The organism is Pseudomonas sp. PF05, from assembly GCF_056521845.1.
The window spans coordinates 80,914-96,566 of record NZ_JBWLPW010000016.1 but is presented as its reverse complement, the minus strand read 5'-3'; the positions used below and the strand labels follow the sequence as shown (position 1 = coordinate 96,566).

General features: G+C 59.8%; 16 protein-coding genes. 12 read left to right on the top strand and 4 right to left on the bottom strand.

From position 1 onward, the window contains the following. Positions 1 to 84: 84 nt before the first annotated feature. Together hepT and mntA are read right to left on the bottom strand one after the other, a co-directional pair. The gene (gene hepT / locus AC09SL_RS23480; RefSeq protein ID WP_058542271.1) at positions 85 to 513 is read right to left on the bottom strand and encodes a type VII toxin-antitoxin system HepT family RNase toxin; all 429 of its coding nucleotides are present in this window, start codon (positions 511 to 513) and stop codon (positions 85 to 87) included. Next, on the bottom strand, positions 503 to 898 hold the full coding sequence (gene mntA, locus AC09SL_RS23475) for a type VII toxin-antitoxin system MntA family adenylyltransferase antitoxin (protein ID WP_058542270.1): 396 nt from the start codon (positions 896 to 898) through the stop codon (positions 503 to 505). Before mntA ends, hepT begins: the two co-directional genes overlap by 11 nt. A gap of 337 nt (positions 899 to 1,235) precedes the next feature. Between mntA and AC09SL_RS23470 the strand changes: the two genes are divergently transcribed. The 7 genes from AC09SL_RS23470 (at position 1,236) to AC09SL_RS23440 (ending at position 6,838) form a co-directional block, all read left to right on the top strand. Beyond that, complete coding sequence (locus tag AC09SL_RS23470; protein WP_003206652.1) at positions 1,236 to 1,874, top strand: peroxiredoxin; 639 nt, start codon at positions 1,236 to 1,238, stop codon at positions 1,872 to 1,874. A gap of 306 nt (positions 1,875 to 2,180) precedes the next feature. Then, positions 2,181 to 2,774, top strand: a complete 594-nt coding sequence (ssuE, locus tag AC09SL_RS23465) for an NADPH-dependent FMN reductase (protein ID WP_058542269.1) — start codon at positions 2,181 to 2,183, stop codon at positions 2,772 to 2,774. A 91-nt stretch (positions 2,775 to 2,865) separates the two neighbouring features. Beyond that, a complete protein-coding gene (locus tag AC09SL_RS23460) occupies positions 2,866 to 3,831 on the top strand; it encodes a sulfonate ABC transporter substrate-binding protein (RefSeq protein ID WP_058542268.1) in 966 nt (321 codons plus the stop codon). 24 nt (positions 3,832 to 3,855) lie between these two features. After that, positions 3,856 to 5,004 carry an FMNH2-dependent alkanesulfonate monooxygenase gene (ssuD, locus tag AC09SL_RS23455; protein WP_058542267.1) on the top strand — a complete coding sequence of 383 codons (1,149 nt, stop codon included), beginning with the start codon at positions 3,856 to 3,858 and terminating at the stop codon, positions 5,002 to 5,004. Between the two features lie 7 nt (positions 5,005 to 5,011). Further along, positions 5,012 to 5,794: an aliphatic sulfonate ABC transporter permease SsuC gene (gene ssuC, locus AC09SL_RS23450; RefSeq protein ID WP_058542266.1), complete on the top strand. Its 783-nt coding sequence runs from the start codon at positions 5,012 to 5,014 to the stop codon at positions 5,792 to 5,794. Beyond that, positions 5,791 to 6,597 carry an aliphatic sulfonates ABC transporter ATP-binding protein gene (gene ssuB / locus AC09SL_RS23445; RefSeq protein ID WP_058542265.1) on the top strand — a complete coding sequence of 269 codons (807 nt, stop codon included), beginning with the start codon at positions 5,791 to 5,793 and terminating at the stop codon, positions 6,595 to 6,597. The genes ssuC and ssuB overlap by 4 nt, the downstream gene beginning before the upstream one ends. 25 nt (positions 6,598 to 6,622) lie before the next feature. Next, on the top strand, positions 6,623 to 6,838 hold the full coding sequence (locus tag AC09SL_RS23440; RefSeq protein WP_003177394.1) for a TOBE domain-containing protein: 216 nt from the start codon (positions 6,623 to 6,625) through the stop codon (positions 6,836 to 6,838). A 69-nt stretch (positions 6,839 to 6,907) separates the two neighbouring features. On the opposite strand, the gene AC09SL_RS23435 is transcribed toward AC09SL_RS23440, so the two are convergent. Both AC09SL_RS23435 and AC09SL_RS23430 read right to left on the bottom strand, forming a co-directional pair. Next, a complete protein-coding gene (locus AC09SL_RS23435) occupies positions 6,908 to 7,540 on the bottom strand; it encodes a TetR/AcrR family transcriptional regulator (RefSeq protein ID WP_058542264.1) in 633 nt (210 codons plus the stop codon). A gap of 241 nt (positions 7,541 to 7,781) precedes the next feature. Beyond that, positions 7,782 to 9,158 carry a glutamine synthetase family protein gene (locus tag AC09SL_RS23430; RefSeq protein ID WP_025216023.1) on the bottom strand — a complete coding sequence of 459 codons (1,377 nt, stop codon included), beginning with the start codon at positions 9,156 to 9,158 and terminating at the stop codon, positions 7,782 to 7,784. 278 nt (positions 9,159 to 9,436) lie between these two features. Here AC09SL_RS23430 and AC09SL_RS23425 point away from each other — a divergent pair, with 278 nt between their 5' ends. From AC09SL_RS23425 to AC09SL_RS23405, 5 genes are all read left to right on the top strand, one after another. Continuing rightward, the gene (locus AC09SL_RS23425) at positions 9,437 to 10,213 is read left to right on the top strand and encodes a gamma-glutamyl-gamma-aminobutyrate hydrolase family protein (RefSeq protein ID WP_058542263.1); all 777 of its coding nucleotides are present in this window, start codon (positions 9,437 to 9,439) and stop codon (positions 10,211 to 10,213) included. 40 nt (positions 10,214 to 10,253) lie between these two features. After that, entirely contained in the window at positions 10,254 to 11,612 is a 1,359-nt protein-coding gene (locus AC09SL_RS23420) for a glutamine synthetase family protein (protein WP_018610575.1), read from the top strand. A 58-nt stretch (positions 11,613 to 11,670) separates the two neighbouring features. Then, entirely contained in the window at positions 11,671 to 13,035 is a 1,365-nt protein-coding gene (locus AC09SL_RS23415; protein WP_058542262.1) for an aspartate aminotransferase family protein, read from the top strand. A 177-nt stretch (positions 13,036 to 13,212) separates the two neighbouring features. Continuing rightward, complete coding sequence (locus tag AC09SL_RS23410) at positions 13,213 to 14,310, top strand: polyamine ABC transporter substrate-binding protein (RefSeq protein ID WP_058542261.1); 1,098 nt, start codon at positions 13,213 to 13,215, stop codon at positions 14,308 to 14,310. A 185-nt stretch (positions 14,311 to 14,495) separates the two neighbouring features. Continuing rightward, positions 14,496 to 15,593 carry a polyamine ABC transporter substrate-binding protein gene (locus tag AC09SL_RS23405; protein WP_058542260.1) on the top strand — a complete coding sequence of 366 codons (1,098 nt, stop codon included), beginning with the start codon at positions 14,496 to 14,498 and terminating at the stop codon, positions 15,591 to 15,593. Positions 15,594 to 15,653 lie beyond the last annotated feature (60 nt).

Sequence of the window (15,653 nt, the reverse complement as noted above, 5' to 3'; positions counted from 1 at the left end):
GACGTAGCGAAGTAAAAAAAGCCCCACCCGGCAACACGCCGGGCGGGGCTTTTACGTTTTTGTCTCAACGAGCCGGATATCGCTTTATCCCTTGGACTCCGCCGCGTCCTTACGCAGGATGAACGTGCTGAAAGCCAGGAAGTCGCCCAGATGCTGGGTAATGATCGCGACCATGATCGGCAATTGCAGGGCTTGGTAGTCATGCACGGCGATATTCCTGAAACCCACCATGTTCTTCAGGTTTTTCACCAGACCTTCTTCCACCCAGCCACCTTGAAAAAGTAACTCGAATGTATCGCGGGCACTTTGCGGGACACCCAGTCGCTCACGTCGAATCAGATGCTGTCCCATATCCAGTGCCGCTTCGCACGCACGCTGGATATTCAGGACTGCCGAATCCTGGCGAGTGAAGTCAGTGGCAAACGTAGCGGGATCCTTCTCGTACTCCTCCCGCACCCTGGCGACGCAACGCTCGATACTCGCTGCTTTATTAATCAGTATGTCATCGGCCATACACGCTGCCTTCTTCCTGAATATCCTGGAGCAATCCGGCCCGAACCTCGTCGAGAGCGGTTTTTTCGCTAAGAATAAAACACTCGAACAACCCCGCCTGGATGTCTCTGGCCCAGAGCCTCCGACCGCGGGTCAGGATCTGATACTGCATGACGGTCGTTGCGCCGCGTAGATCGATCAGATCCACTGGACTGCCCGCGATATCCGCCAGATCACCTGAAAGCTGCCATAACGACACAGGGTCGATCTCGCCGGACAAAAGCACAGCCAAATCGACATCACTGTCAGGCCCGGCGGTGCCCTGTGCATGGCTGCCGAACAGGTAGACCGCGAGCAGGCCAGGGAGGTGGTTTTGCAGATGAGTCAGCAAGGCTTGAGTGTTCATGCTGCCTATCCTAGCCGCTCGTTCTGAAATCGCCTCAATAATTTCCGTAGTGTGGGTACAAAACAAAAAAAAGCCCCGCCCGGCAACACGCCGGGCGGGGCTTTTGCGTTTCGGGTCTGGCCCACCCCTGTAGCCTTCCCCGAACCTTCTCCTCTTTACAGCAACTCGAGGCCTTCTCGAACCTCGCTGACGATCTTGTGCCGGTATGCGTTATGGCGCCAGTGAACAGTTTTTTATATTCACTAAAGATCTACATAAATGGATATTCATTCTTTTTAAAGCAATCGAAAGCGGTGCAAAGTTTGGGCTCACAACCCTCTCATCCAGGAGCCGCACCATGAGCCTCAGACTCGGCGACATCGCCCCCGACTTCGAACAGGACTCCAGCGCCGGCAAAATACGCTTCCACGAATGGCTCGGCGACAGCTGGGGCGTGCTGTTTTCCCACCCAGCGGACTTCACCCCGGTGTGTACCACCGAGTTGGGCCTGACCGCCAAGCTCAAGGACGAATTCGCGAAGCGCGGGGTCAAGGCCATTGCCCTCTCGGTCGACCCGGTGGACTCGCATCACAAATGGATCGAGGACATCAACGAGACCCAGAACGCCGTGGTCAATTTCCCGATCCTGGCTGATGCCGACCGCAAGGTGTCGGACCTGTACGACCTGATCCACCCTAACGCCAGCGACACCTTGACCGTGCGTTCGTTGTTCGTGATCGACCCGAACAAGAAGATCCGCCTGACCATTACCTACCCGGCCAGCACCGGGCGCAATTTCAATGAGATCCTGCGGGTGATCGACTCCCTCCAATTGACCGACAACTACAAAGTCGCCACACCAGCCAATTGGCAGGACGGTGATGAAGTGGTGATCGTGCCCTCGCTCAAGGATGAAGAGGAACTCAAGCAGCGCTTTCCCAAGGGCTATCGCGCCGTGAAACCTTACCTGCGCCTGACCCCGCAGCCCAACCGCTGACGCACACCCGACCTGAACCTGTGGGAGCTTGCTCGCGATGGCGTCGGATCTGCCAACGTCGATGTCGACTGATACACCGCTATCGCGAGCAAGCTCGCTCCCACAGGGGATTTCTGTGCACCAAGGGTTTTGGCCGTTTCGACGGCCTTTTTTTAATGCTTAAAGAGAGTGGGTTGCATATCTCTTAATTGCATAAATAAATGAATAAATATGATTTAAAGATATATGTGTCCCCCTGTTATGGTTGGCTACGTACCGCGAGATCGCCCACCGCGAATCGCACGTGACAGTTAAGGAATAGCAGGCATGTTGGTCGTCTCGCTCGGTGGCAGTCCCAGCCAACGCTCCCGCTCCGGGGTGCTGCTGGAGCACTCGCAACGCTGGTTGCAGCAGCAAGGTGTGGAAGTGGTGAGCTATCAGGTGCGCGACTTCCCGGCCGAAGATTTGCTCCATGCCCGCTTCGACAGCCCGAAGGTGATCGACTTGCTCCAGCAGATCGAAAATGCCGATGGCCTGTTGATCGCCACGCCGGTGTACAAGGCGTCTTTTTCCGGTGCGCTGAAAACCGTGCTGGACCTGCTGCCTGAGCGCGCCCTGGCCCATAAAGTGGTGTTGCCGATGGCAACCGGCGGCAGCATCGCCCACATGCTGGCGGTGGATTACGCCCTCAAGCCGGTTTTGTCGGCGCTCAAGGCCCAGGAAATGCTCCACGGGATCTTTGCTGAAGACAGCCAGGTCGCTTATGGCGAAGGCAGCGCCCCGGCGCAATTGGCGCCGGCCCTGCAACAGCGCCTGGACGAGGCGCTGGAACAGTTTTTCAGCGCCATGGCCCGTCGGCCCAGGCCGCTGGACCCCAGTGTATTGAACGAACGTTTGCTGAGCGCTCGCTGGAGCATATGAACCCCGAACACCCCTGATTCAACTCACCTTACTCAGCCGTCAACGGCCAAGCAGGTGCAGCCAAAACCCCACAGCAAAAAGGAGAGGTGCCATGCGCACTGTCATTTTGCGTCGCGGGCTGGTCGCTCTGTTTGCTGCGGCTGTGTCCCTCGGCGTCATCACCCAAGCTCAAGCCGAAACCTTGCGGATCGGTTATCAGAAATACGGCACCCTGGTGCTGCTCAAGGCCAAGGGTACGTTGGAGAAACGTCTCGCAGCCCTTGGCGTGGACGTGCAATGGACCGAGTTCCCCGGCGGGCCGCAGCTGCTTGAAGGCTTGAATGTCGGCTCCATCGACTTTGGCGTGACCGGTGAAACCCCGCCGGTGTTCGCCCAGGCCGCGGGCGCCGATCTGCTCTACGTCGCCTACGAGCCACCGGCGCCCACCAGCGAGGCGATCCTGGTACCCAAGGGGGCGGCGATCCAGTCGGTGCGAGACCTCAAGGGCAAGAAAGTCGTGCTGAACAAAGGCTCCAATGTCCACTACCTGCTGGTGCGGGCGCTGGAAGATGCTGGCCTGAAATACTCCGATATCCAGACCGTTTTCCTGCCGCCGGCCGACGCCCGCGCCGCGTTCGAGCGTGGCAGCGTCGACGCCTGGGTGATCTGGGATCCGTACCAGGCGGCCGCCGAACAGCAGCTGCAGGCGCGCACCCTGCGTGACGGCAAAGGCATCGTCGATAACCACCAGTTCTACCTCGCCACCAAACCCTATGTGCAAAAAAATCCCCAGGTCATTAAGACACTGGTGGAAGAGGTGCGCGCAGTGGGGGCGTGGTCCAAGGCCAACCCTGAAGACGTGACCCAGCAAGTATCACCGCTGCTCGGCCTGCCGGCGGACATCACCCTGACGGCGGTGAAGCGCCAAGGCTATGGGGCGTTGTTCCTTACGCCGGAAGTGGTGGAGGCGCAGCAGAAAATCGCCGACAGCTTCTACCAGCTCAAATTGATTCCAAAACCCTTGAGCATCAAGGACGTGATCTGGACGCCGCCGGCGGCCGTTGCGAAAGCGCAGTAATTCGATCCCTTAGGAGACCACTCCATGAGCCTCAATATTTTCTGGTTCCTGCCTACCCATGGCGACGGCCATTACCTGGGCACTGCCGAACGTGCCCGCGCCGTCGATCACGGTTACCTGCAGCAGGTTGCCCAAGCGGCAGATCGACTGGGTTTCGGCGGCGTGTTGATTCCTACCGGGCGTTCCTGCGAGGACTCCTGGCTGGTGGCCGCTTCGTTGATTCCGGTGACCCAGCGCCTGAAATTCCTCGTTGCCCTGCGCCCCGGGATCATTTCTCCAACGGTGGCAGCGCGCCAAGCCGCGACCCTCGACCGGTTATCCGGCGGACGTGCTCTGTTCAACCTGGTGACCGGCGGCGACCCGGATGAGTTGGCCGGCGACGGCCTGTTCCTCGACCACGAGCAACGCTACCAGGCGTCGGTGGAATTCACCCGCATCTGGCGTCGGGTGCTGGAAGGCGAAACCGTGGATTACGACGGTGAGCACATCAGTGTGAAGGGCGCCAAGCTGCTCTATCCGCCGATCCAGCAACCGCGACCACCGCTGTACTTCGGCGGCTCCTCCGAAGCCGCCCAGGATTTGGCGGCCGAGCAGGTGGACATGGTGCTGACCTGGGGCGAGCCGCCCGCAGCTGTCGCACAGAAAATCGAACAAGTGCGAGCCAAGGCCGCGAAGCTTGGCCGTACCGTGCGATTCGGCATCCGCCTGCATGTGATCGTACGTGAAACCAGCGCCGAAGCCTGGCAAGCGGCCGACCGGCTGATTTCCCACCTGGACGACGAGACCATTGCCCTTGCCCAGGCTTCCCTGGCGCGCTTCGACTCGGTGGGCCAGCAACGCATGGCCGCCCTGCACGGTGGCCGTCGCGACAAGCTGGAAGTCAGCCCCAACCTCTGGGCCGGTGTCGGCCTGGTGCGCGGCGGGGCCGGCACGGCGCTGGTGGGCGATGGCCCGACCGTGGCGGCGCGGGTCAAGGAATACGCCGATCTTGGCATCGACACCTTTATTTTCTCCGGTTATCCACACCTGGAAGAGTCCTATCGCGTGGCGGAACTGCTGTTCCCGCACCTGGACGTGGAGCGCCCGGAGTGGCCCAGGAGCCAGGGCTATGTGAGCCCGTTCGGTGAAATGGTCGCCAACGATATTCTTCCCAAAGCCGCGTCCCAGAGCTGAGGCGGCCATGAAGAAAATCATTCACAACCTCGCGCCTTGGGCAGTGCCGCTGCTGTTGCTGGCGGTATGGCAACTGTCGGTATCGGCCGGTTGGTTATCCACGCGGATCCTGCCGGCACCCGTGGCCGTGATCGAGGCCGGGGTCAACCTGGTGCGCAGCGGCGAGATCTGGACGCACCTGGCGATCAGCGGTTGGCGCGCAGCGGTCGGATTCCTGATCGGCGGCGGTATCGGCCTGGCCCTGGGCTTGATCACCGGTTTGTCGAAGTGGGGCGAGCGCCTGTTGGACAGTTCCGTGCAAATGGTCCGGAACATCCCGCACCTGGCGCTGATTCCGCTGGTGATCCTGTGGTTTGGCATCGATGAGTCGGCGAAGATTTTCCTGGTGGCGTTGGGCACGTTGTTCCCGATTTACCTCAACACCTACCATGGCATTCGCAACGTCGACCCAGCGCTGGTGGAAATGTCCCGCAGCTACGGCTTGTCCGGTTTCAGCCTGTTTCGCCAGGTGATCCTGCCGGGGGCCTTGCCTTCGATCCTGGTGGGTGTGCGCTTTGCCCTGGGTTTCATGTGGTTGACGCTGATCGTGGCGGAAACCATCTCGGCCAGCTCTGGCATCGGCTATCTGGCGATGAATGCCCGGGAGTTCCTGCAGACCGATGTGGTGGTGCTGGCGATTCTCTTGTACGCCGTGCTGGGCAAGCTGGCCGACCTTGCCGCCCGCGGGCTTGAACGGGGTTGGCTGCGTTGGCACCCGGCGTACCAGGTGAACAAGGGAGGTGTCGCATGACCGCCCAACAACCGCCGTGCCTGCGCCGTGGTATCTCGCTGGCAGTGCGCAAGCTGCAAAAAACCTTTGGCACGCGCCAAGTGTTGCGCGACATCGACCTGCATATCCCGGCCGGGCAGTTCGTGGCCGTGGTCGGTCGCAGTGGCTGCGGCAAAAGTACCTTGTTGCGGTTGCTGGCCAGCCTCGACCAACCCACGGACGGCCAACTGCTGGCGGGCTCGGCAGCGTTGAGTGCTGCGCAACAGGACACGCGGTTGATGTTCCAGGAAGCGCGTTTGCTGCCCTGGAAAAAAGTCATCGACAACGTCGGCCTTGGACTAAAAGGCAACTGGCGCCCGCAGGCGTTGCAGGCACTGCAAGCCGTCGGCTTGGCCGATCGCGCCCACGAATGGCCGGCGGCGTTGTCCGGCGGACAGAAACAACGAGTGGCCCTGGCCCGCGCCCTGATTCATCAGCCACGCCTGTTGCTGCTCGACGAACCCTTGGGGGCGCTGGACGCACTGACCCGCATCGAGATGCAGCAACTGATCGAAAACCTCTGGCAGCAGCACGGCTTCACGGTGTTGCTGGTGACCCACGACGTCAGCGAGGCGGTAGCGATTGCCGATCGGGTGATCTTGATCGAGGACGGCCATATCGGCCTCGACCTGACTATCGACCTGCCACGCCCGCGGGTTCGCGGCTCTCATCGCCTGGCGAGCCTGGAAACCGAAGTCCTCACCCGTGTGCTGTCCTTGCCCGGCCAACCGCCGGAACCCGACCCCGTTTCACCCTTGCCTACGCAATTGCGTTGGGCGCAATAACTTCATCCAGACAGGAATCGACACCATGACTATCAAAGCCATCAACGTACGCAACCAGTTCAAAGGCACCATCAAGGAAATCGTCGAAGGCGACGTGCTGTCGGAAATCGACGTGCAGACCGCGTCGGGCATCGTCACGTCGGTCATCACCACCCGCTCGGTCAAGGAGTTGGAACTGGCGATCGGCAGCGAAGTGATCGCCTTCGTCAAATCCACCGAGGTTTCTATCGCCAAATTGTGAGCGATGCTTGACCCACAGCCCCGGAAGGTGAGAGCCCTTCGGGGCTTTCCGGTCCCTGGCGATCAACGATCAATCAGAGCGCTTGGGCAAATACGGCGGCAGATACAGCCCCAGGTATGCATCGAACACCCGCATGCCCTCTTCGGCCATGCGCGGGGTGATCTGGCCGTGTTGCTGTACCGAGCGGGCGTAGACGCGGTCGCCCAGTTCCATGGCCAGGGCGAACACGTCGACGTCGTCGGGCAGGGTCGGCAGTTCGAAATGATGGTCGAACACCTTATGCATCAGGTCGCCCAGCTCGAGGTCGTGCTGACGGTCGGCCTGGGTGACTTCGGTCAGGCCATGCTGGGTCAGGATCAATTGGCGGGCGGCGGCGTCCTGGCTGTAGATGGTGAGCATGCGCTGTTCCACCAGCCGTGACAGGTCGTGCCAATGGTTCAGCGCCGCATGATCGATCGGTGCTTGCAGGCAGGCGCGAAAGGCGGCGTGGACGTCGGCGGTCAGGGCTTCGAGCAGGGCCGGGACGCTGGCGAAGAAGTGGTACACGGAAGAGGGCGGGATCCCGGCGCGCTCGGCGACGCTGTAGATCGACAGGCTGGCCACGCCTTCGGCGGTAAGCAGCGTACGGGCGGCATCAAGAATGCTGTCGATCCGGGCCTGGCTGCGTGCGCGGGGTTTGCGGGGGGTGGCGATGCGCGTCATGGACGTCTCCTGCGGGGCTGCCGGGCATTGTACGAGTCGATTTATGTGTTGTCTGCCGGGCCGTCATCGCGGGCAAGCCTTGCTCCCACAGAGCAATATATTGTGAATCAGACCAAATGATCAGAAGAGCCCCTCTGTGGGAGCTGAGCTTGCTCGCGATCCGCCGAAGGCGGCCATCCACCCAAATATAAAAAAACGCCGCAGTCCCGAAGGCCTGCGGCGTTTTTTTACTGCAACCCGCTTACACGGTATGCAGGTACCAGTTGTATTCAAGGTCGGAGATGGAGTGTTCGAACTCCTCCAGCTCGCTCTCCTTGCAGGCCACGAAGATATCGATGTATTTCGGGTCGATGTACTTGGCCATGACTTCGCTGTCGTCCAGCTCGCGCAAGGCATCACGCAAGTTGTTCGGCAGGCTTTGCTCGTTCTGCTCGTAGCTGTTGCCTTCCACTGGCGCCCCGGGCTCGATCTTGTTGACCAGGCCATGGTGAACGCCTGCCAACACGGCGGCCATCAGCAGGTACGGGTTGGCATCGGCACCGGCGACGCGGTGTTCCAGGCGCACGGCATCGGCCGAACCGGTAGGAACGCGCAAAGCCACGGTGCGGTTGTCCAGGCCCCAGGTCGGCGAGTTCGGCACGTAGAACTGTGCGCCGAAACGACGGTAGGAGTTGACGTTCGGGCAGAGGAAAGCCATCTGCGCGGGCAGGGTCTCGAGCACACCGCCGATCGCGTGACGCAGTGCGGCGTTCTGCTCGGGATCCTCGCTGGCAAAAATATTCTTGCCATCTTTATCAAGAATCGAGATGTGGACATGCAGACCATTACCCGCCTGGCCCGGATAAGGCTTGGCCATGAAGGTGGTGTCCATTTCATGGTCGTAGGCGATGTTCTTGATCAGACGCTTGAGCAGGACCGCATAGTCGCAGGCCTTGATCGGGTCGGCCACATGGTGCAGGTTCACTTCGAACTGCGCCGGGGCACTTTCCTTGACGATGGCGTCGGCAGGAATGCCTTGCTCCTTGGCCCCTTCCAGAATGTCCTGGAGGCAATCGACGTATTCGTCGAGATCATCGATCAGGTAGACCTGTGTCGAGTGCGGGCGTTTGCCGGAGATTGGCGAGCGGGGCGGTTGTGGGCGTCCATTCACGTTCTCCTGGTCGATCAGGTAGAACTCCAGCTCGAATGCGGCGCAGATGGTCAGGCCCAGTTCATCGAACTTGGTCACGACTTGGCGCAGGACTTCACGCGGGTCGGCGAAGAAAGGCTCGCCTTCAAGTTCGTGCATGGTCATCAACAGTTGCGCAGTCGGGCGCTTCTGCCAAGGCTCGTTGCACAGGGTGTCAGGGATTGGATAACAGATCCGGTCGGCATCGCCGATGTCCAGACCCAGGCCGGTGCTTTCCACCGTGGAGCCATTGATATCCAGGGCAAATAAAGAGGCCGGCAGGTTGATGCCTTTCTCGTAAACCTTGTGGAGGCTGGTGCGTTCTATGCGCTTGCCGCGCACCACACCATTCATATCCGCAATCAGAAGGTCAACGTACAGAACCTCAGGATGTTCCTTAAGGAACGCGTTCGCTTCGTTAAGCTGAACGGCACGCGGGGGTACCGACATGATGCAACACCTTTGTTGTTAAAAATATCAATCATTGATCTCTTCCAAACCCAGTCAACCCGAACGGCATGCCGAAGTCAAGCAGGGCCTTTTTTGCCCTAAAAAAGCACCTGCAGGGCTTTTTTGAGGCAATTTGGGGCGTTTTTTCCCGTTAAGGGGGCTTGGCGCCCGCAGGCTTGAGCGGGCCGTGTTGTATTTTTTACGGGGGTGTTGTGTAAAAAAATGAACAAGGCTAAGCTCGATTCAAACCCATAACAGCAATAATACCGGGGTGCTTCATGTCTCGCCTGCCGTTAATCGGCATCACCACCTGCTCCAAGCAGATCGGTCTGCATGCTTATCACACCACCGGCGACAAATATGCCCGGGCTGTCGCGACAGCCGCCAAGGGCTTGCCAGTGCTGATCCCGTCCCTGGCGGATCTGTTTTCGCCGTCCGATATTCTGGACGCTCTGGACGGTATCCTCTTTACCGGCTCTCCTTCCAATATAGAACCTTTTCATTACCAAGGCCCGGCCAGTGCGCCAGGCACTGCTCATGATCCTGCACGGGACGCCGCCACCTTGCCGCTGATCCGCGCCGCTGTCGATGCGGGCATCCCGGTGCTGGGCATTTGCCGTGGGTTCCAAGAGATGAACGTCGCCTTTGGCGGCAGCCTGCATCAGAAAGTTCATGAAGTCGGAACCTTCATCGATCATCGTGAAGACGATACTCAAGCGGTGGATGTCCAATACGGCCCTGCCCACGCCGTGCATATCCAGCCTGGCGGTGTACTGGCAGGCCTGGGGCTGCCTCAACAGATAGCGGTCAATTCGATCCACAGCCAAGGCATCGCGCGCCTGGCGCCTGGGTTGCGGGCCGAAGCGGTGGCGCCCGATGGCCTGATCGAGGCGGTTTCGGTGCCAGAAGGCAAGGCTTTTGCTTTAGGTGTGCAATGGCACCCCGAATGGGAGGTAAGCTCTAACCCGCACTACCTTGCGATTTTCCAGGCATTTGGCGATGCCTGCCGAGCAAGGGCAATCCAACGCGACGCCGATGCGTCAAACAACGCCTGACGACTAATAGCAGTCAGGAAACTCACGCCTAGAGGCATTTATGAGTAACAACCTCGACCAGCTCACCGATTGGTTGAAAGACCACAAGATCACAGAAGTCGAATGCATGATTGGCGACCTCACCGGTATCACCCGGGGCAAGATCTCGCCGACCAACAAGTTCATCGCCGAGAAAGGCATGCGCCTGCCCGAGAGCGTTCTGCTCCAGACCGTTACGGGCGACTATGTCGAAGACGACATCTATTACGAACTGCTCGACCCTGCTGACATCGACATGATCTGCCGCCCGGACGAGAACGCAGTATTCCTTGTGCCCTGGGCCATCGAGCCCACAGCCCAGGTCATCCACGACGCCTACGACAAGCAGGGCAACCCCATCGAGCTGTCGCCGCGCAACGTGCTCAAGAAAGTGCTCAAGCTCTACGCCGACAAGGGTTGGCAGCCGATCGTCGCGCCGGAAATGGAGTTCTACCTGACCAAGCGCAGCGACGACCCGGACTTTCCGCTGCAACCGCCCGTTGGCCGCTCCGGCCGTCCGGAAACCGGCCGTCAGTCTTTCTCGATCGAGGCGGCCAACGAATTCGACCCGCTGTTCGAAGACGTCTACGACTGGTGCGAACTGCAGGAGCTTGACCTCGATACCCTGATCCACGAGGACGGCACGGCGCAGATGGAAATCAATTTCCGTCATGGCGATGCCCTGTCCCTGGCCGACCAGATCCTGGTGTTCAAGCGCACCATGCGCGAGGCGGCCCTCAAGCACGACGTGGCCGCCACCTTCATGGCCAAGCCCATGACCGGCGAGCCGGGCAGTGCGATGCACCTGCACCAGAGCATCATCGACAAGGAAACCGGCAAGAACGTCTTCTCCAATGAAGACGGGACCATGAGCGATCTGTTCCTGCACCACATCGGTGGCCTGCAGAAATTCATCCCCGAGCTGTTGCCGCTGTTCGCCCCCAACGTCAACTCGTTCCGCCGCTTCCTGCCGGACACATCGGCACCGGTGAACGTGGAGTGGGGCGAAGAGAACCGCACCGTGGGCCTGCGGGTGCCGGATGCCGGGCCGCAGAACCGTCGGGTGGAAAACCGCTTGCCGGGTGCCGATGCCAACCCGTACCTGGCGATTGCCGCCAGTCTGCTGTGTGGCTTCATCGGCATGGTCGAAGGTATCAACCCGAGCGCGCCGGTGGTGGGCCGAGGCTACGAACGCCGCAACCTGCGTTTGCCGCTGACCATCGAAGATGCTTTGGAACGCATGGAAAACAGCACCACCATCGAGAAATACCTGGGCAAGAAATTCATCACAGGCTACGTCGCGGTCAAGCGGGCCGAGCATGAAAACTTCAAGCGCGTCATCAGTTCGTGGGAGCGGGAATTCCTGCTCTTCGCCGTCTGAAGCGCCGGGCGGAGCTGCTTCAGGCAGCTTCGCCCTCACCGATAAAAGGAGAATTGGCATGACCCGCAACAACCCGCAGACCCGTGAATGGCAGGCCCTGAGCAACGATCACCACCTGGCGCCGTTCAGCGACTTCAAGCAGCTCAAAGAGAAAGGCCCGCGCATCATCACTCACGCCAAGGGTGTCTACCTCTGGGACAGTGAAGGCAACAAGATCCTCGACGGCATGGCCGGCCTCTGGTGCGTGGCCGTCGGTTATGGCCGCGAGGAACTGGCCGATGCCGCCAGCCAACAGATGCGCGAGCTGCCGTACTACAACCTGTTCTTCCAGACGGCCCACCCGCCGGTGCTGGAATTGTCCAAAGCCATCGCCGACATCGCCCCTGAAGGCATGAACCACGTGTTCTTCACCGGTTCCGGCTCCGAAGGCAACGACACCATGCTGCGGATGGTCCGCCACTATTGGGCGATCAAGGGCCAGCCGAACAAGAAGGTCATCATCAGCCGCAAGAACGGTTATCACGGTTCGACCGTGGCCGGCGCGAGCCTGGGCGGCATGACCTATATGCACGAGCAGGGCGACCTGCCGATCCCGGGCATTGTCCACATCGCCCAACCTTATTGGTTCGGCGAAGGCGGCGACATGAGCCCCGAAGAGTTCGGCGTGTGGGCCGCCAACCAGCTGGAAGAGAAGATCCTGGAGATCGGCGTGGACAACGTCGGTGCCTTCATCGCCGAGCCGATCCAGGGCGCCGGTGGCGTGATCGTGCCGCCGGACAGCTACTGGCCGCGCATGAAGGAAATCCTCGCCAAGTACGACATCCTGTTCGTGGCCGACGAAGTGATCTGCGGTTTCGGTCGTACCGGTGAGTGGTTCGGTACCGACTACTACGGGTTGAAACCCCACATGATGACCATCGCCAAGGGCCTGACCTCCGGCTACATCCCCATGGGCGGGCTGATCGTGCGTGACGACGTGGTCGCGGTGCTCAACGAAGGCGGCGACTTCAACCATGGGTTTACCTATTCCGGTCACCCGGTGGCCGCCGCGGTGGCCCTGGAAAACATCCGCATCCTGCGCGACGAAAAGATCATCGAGCGCGTCCATGCTGAAACGGCACCCTATTTGCAGAAACGTTTGCGCGAGCTGAACGATCATCCGTTGGTGGGTGAGGTGCGCGGTGTCGGTTTGCTGGGGGCTATCGAGCTGGTCCAGGACAAGGCCACGCGCAAGCGCTACGAAGGCAAGGGCGTGGGCATGATCTGCCGGCAGTTCTGTTTCGATAACGGGCTGATCATGCGCGCGGTGGGCGACACCATGATCATTGCGCCGCCGCTGGTGATCAGCAAGGCCGAGATCGATGAACTGGTGACCAAGGCGCGGCAGTGCCTGGACCTGACGCTCAGTGCGTTGCAAGGCTAAGTGCTAGGCTCTGAGCGAGGTTCCTGCAAGGGCCTCGCCCAGCGCGAACAAAAGTCTGGGCTTGTGTTGAAAGCCCGGCCTGTAACTTGCCAGACTGGTGGCCGGCTACTGAACTGTGGCTAAGAAGAATAACTGGAGCACTTTTTCATGAAGGCATTAGGCATGAAGACATTAGGTATGAAGATAGCTGGCAAGACCCTCCTCGCCATGTCCCTGATGGGCGTGATGGCGGGCGCCGTTCAGGCGGAGGACAAAGTGCTGCACGTCTATAACTGGTCCGACTACATTGCGCCGGACACGGTCGCCAAGTTCGAAAAAGAAACGGGGATCAAAGTCGTCTACGACGTGTTCGACAGCAACGAAACACTGGAAGCCAAGTTGCTGGCCGGCAAGTCCGGTTATGACATCGTGGTGCCGTCGAACAACTTCCTGGCCAAGCAGATCAAGGCCGGGGTCTACCAGGAACTGGACAAGTCCAAACTGCCGAACTGGAAGAACCTGGACACCGACCTGCTCAAGGCGGTCGGCGATGCCAGCGACCAGGGCAACAAACACGCCTTCCCTTACATGTGGGGCACTATCGGGATCGGTTATAACCCCGAGAAGGTCAAGGCCGCCTTGGGCGTCGACAAGATCGATTCCTGGGACACCCTGCTCAAGCCAGAGAACATCGCCAAGCTCAAGAGCTGCGGCGTGAGCTTCCTCGATTCGCCAACCGAAATGATTCCGGTAGCCCTGCATTACCTGGGCTACCCGACCGACAGCCAGGACAAGAAGCAACTGGCCGAGGCCGAAGCGCTGTTCCTTAAACTGCGTCCATCGATCAGTTACTTCCACTCGTCCAAATACATCTCCGACCTGGCCAACGGCAACATCTGCGTCGCCGTGGGCTACTCGGGTGATATCGAGCAATCCAAGAGCCGTGCTGCCGAGGCTGGCGGCAAAGTGAAAGTGGCCTACACCATTCCCAAGGAAGGTGCCGGTTCGTTCTATGACATGGTCGCCATCCCCAAGGATGCCGAAAACATCGAAGCCGCTTATAAATGGATGAACTTCATCATGCAGCCGGAAATCATGGCTGAGATCACCGACAACGTGCGTTTCCCTAACGGCAACAAAGCCGCCACCCCTCTGGTGGACAAGGAAATCTCCGGTGACCCGAGCATTTATCCATCTGACGAAGTGAAGGCCAAGCTCTACGCCATCGCCGATCTGCCGTCCGCGACCCAGCGGATCATGACCCGCAGCTGGACCAAGATCAAATCCGGTAAATAAGCCGGCCTGAAGCATCCTCCTGTTGTCGCTGCCGTCGCGGCGGCGGCAACAGGAGCAATTAAATAACCAAAAAATTTTGCTGGATCGGTTTATCGAGGGTAAGTTGCGCGCCGGTTTTGTTGCAGGGCCTCTCTTGGCCAAGTAACGGGGGCAACTTGGGCCCAACTATTTAAGAGGACCTCCACATGCCAGTCTTTTCTTTGTTACGCAACGCCTTGCTGGTCGGTGCCGGCCTGACGCTCGCCGTCAGCGTCCAGGCCGCCTCCACCGTGCATATTTATAATTGGTCGGACTACATCGGCGAGACCACCCTGGCGGATTTCGAAAAAGCCACTGGCATCAAGCCGGTGTATGACGTGTTCGACTCCAACGAAACCCTGGAAGGCAAGTTGCTGGCCGGGCGTACCGGTTACGACGTGGTGGTGCCGTCCAACCACTTCCTGGGCAAACAGATCAAGGCCGGGGCGTTCCAGAAGCTCGACAAGGCGCAGTTGCCCAACTACGCCAACCTCGACCCCGTGCTGCTCAAGCGCCTGGAAAAGAACGACCCGGGTAACCAGTACGCCGTGCCTTACCTGTGGGGCACCAACGGCATCGGCTACAACGTCGAGAAGATCAAGGCGGTCCTGGGTGTCGACAAGATCGATTCGTGGGCCATGCTGTTCGAACCGGAAAACATCAAGAAGCTGTCCAGCTGCGGTGTTTCGTTCCTCGACTCGGGTGACGAGATGATCCCGGCGATGCTCAACTACCTGGGCCTGGACCCCAACAGCCAAGACCCTGAAGACTACAAGAAGGCCGAGGCCCAGCTCCTCAAGATCCGGCCTTACGTGACCTACTTCAACTCCTCCAAGTACATATCCGACCTGGCCAACGGCGAGATCTGCGTGGCCGCCGGTTTCTCCGGCGACATCTTCCAGGCCCGCGAGCGTGCCAGCGAAGCCGGCAAGGGCGTCGATATCGCCTACGTGATTCCCAAGGAAGGCGGCAATCTCTGGTTCGACATGCTGGCGATCCCGCGCGACGCCGGCAACGTCAAGCAAGCGCATGCCTTTATCAACTATCTGCTCAAGCCTGAGGTCATCGCCCAGGTCAGCGACACTGTCGGTTATGCCAACCCGAACCCCAAGGCTGGCGAGCTGATGGATCAGGAAGTACGCACCGACGAAGCGGTTTACCCACCGCAAGCAGTCGTCGACAAGCTCTACGTCAACTCCGAGTTGCCGCCCAAGATCCAACGACTCATGACCCGCAGCTGGACCAAGGTCAAGTCGGGTAAATAACGTCAACACTCTTAAGGTTCGCCCGCGTGGGGCGAACTGCAAATTCTGTGGGAGTTTCGT

Excerpts from the sequence above, each read along its gene's own strand:
- AC09SL_RS23470 (WP_003206652.1), top strand. The coding sequence starts at position 1,236 with ATGAGCCTCAGACTCGGCGACATCGCCCCCGACTTCGAACAGGACTCC.
- AC09SL_RS23415 (WP_058542262.1), top strand. The coding sequence starts at position 11,671 with ATGACCCGCAACAACCCGCAGACCCGTGAATGGCAGGCCCTGAGCAAC.
- AC09SL_RS23405 (WP_058542260.1), top strand. The coding sequence starts at position 14,496 with ATGCCAGTCTTTTCTTTGTTACGCAACGCCTTGCTGGTCGGTGCCGGC.
- mntA (WP_058542270.1), bottom strand. The coding sequence starts at position 898 with ATGAACACTCAAGCCTTGCTGACTCATCTGCAAAACCACCTCCCTGGC.
- ssuD (WP_058542267.1), top strand. The coding sequence starts at position 3,856 with ATGAGCCTCAATATTTTCTGGTTCCTGCCTACCCATGGCGACGGCCAT.
- ssuE (WP_058542269.1), top strand. The coding sequence starts at position 2,181 with ATGTTGGTCGTCTCGCTCGGTGGCAGTCCCAGCCAACGCTCCCGCTCC.
- AC09SL_RS23410 (WP_058542261.1), top strand. The coding sequence starts at position 13,213 with ATGAAGATAGCTGGCAAGACCCTCCTCGCCATGTCCCTGATGGGCGTG.
- AC09SL_RS23430 (WP_025216023.1), bottom strand. The coding sequence starts at position 9,158 with ATGTCGGTACCCCCGCGTGCCGTTCAGCTTAACGAAGCGAACGCGTTC.
- AC09SL_RS23420 (WP_018610575.1), top strand. The coding sequence starts at position 10,254 with ATGAGTAACAACCTCGACCAGCTCACCGATTGGTTGAAAGACCACAAG.
- AC09SL_RS23425 (WP_058542263.1), top strand. The coding sequence starts at position 9,437 with ATGTCTCGCCTGCCGTTAATCGGCATCACCACCTGCTCCAAGCAGATC.
- AC09SL_RS23435 (WP_058542264.1), bottom strand. The coding sequence starts at position 7,540 with ATGACGCGCATCGCCACCCCCCGCAAACCCCGCGCACGCAGCCAGGCC.
- hepT (WP_058542271.1), bottom strand. The coding sequence starts at position 513 with ATGGCCGATGACATACTGATTAATAAAGCAGCGAGTATCGAGCGTTGC.
- ssuC (WP_058542266.1), top strand. The coding sequence starts at position 5,012 with ATGAAGAAAATCATTCACAACCTCGCGCCTTGGGCAGTGCCGCTGCTG.
- AC09SL_RS23460 (WP_058542268.1), top strand. The coding sequence starts at position 2,866 with ATGCGCACTGTCATTTTGCGTCGCGGGCTGGTCGCTCTGTTTGCTGCG.
- AC09SL_RS23440 (WP_003177394.1), top strand. The coding sequence starts at position 6,623 with ATGACTATCAAAGCCATCAACGTACGCAACCAGTTCAAAGGCACCATC.
- ssuB (WP_058542265.1), top strand. The coding sequence starts at position 5,791 with ATGACCGCCCAACAACCGCCGTGCCTGCGCCGTGGTATCTCGCTGGCA.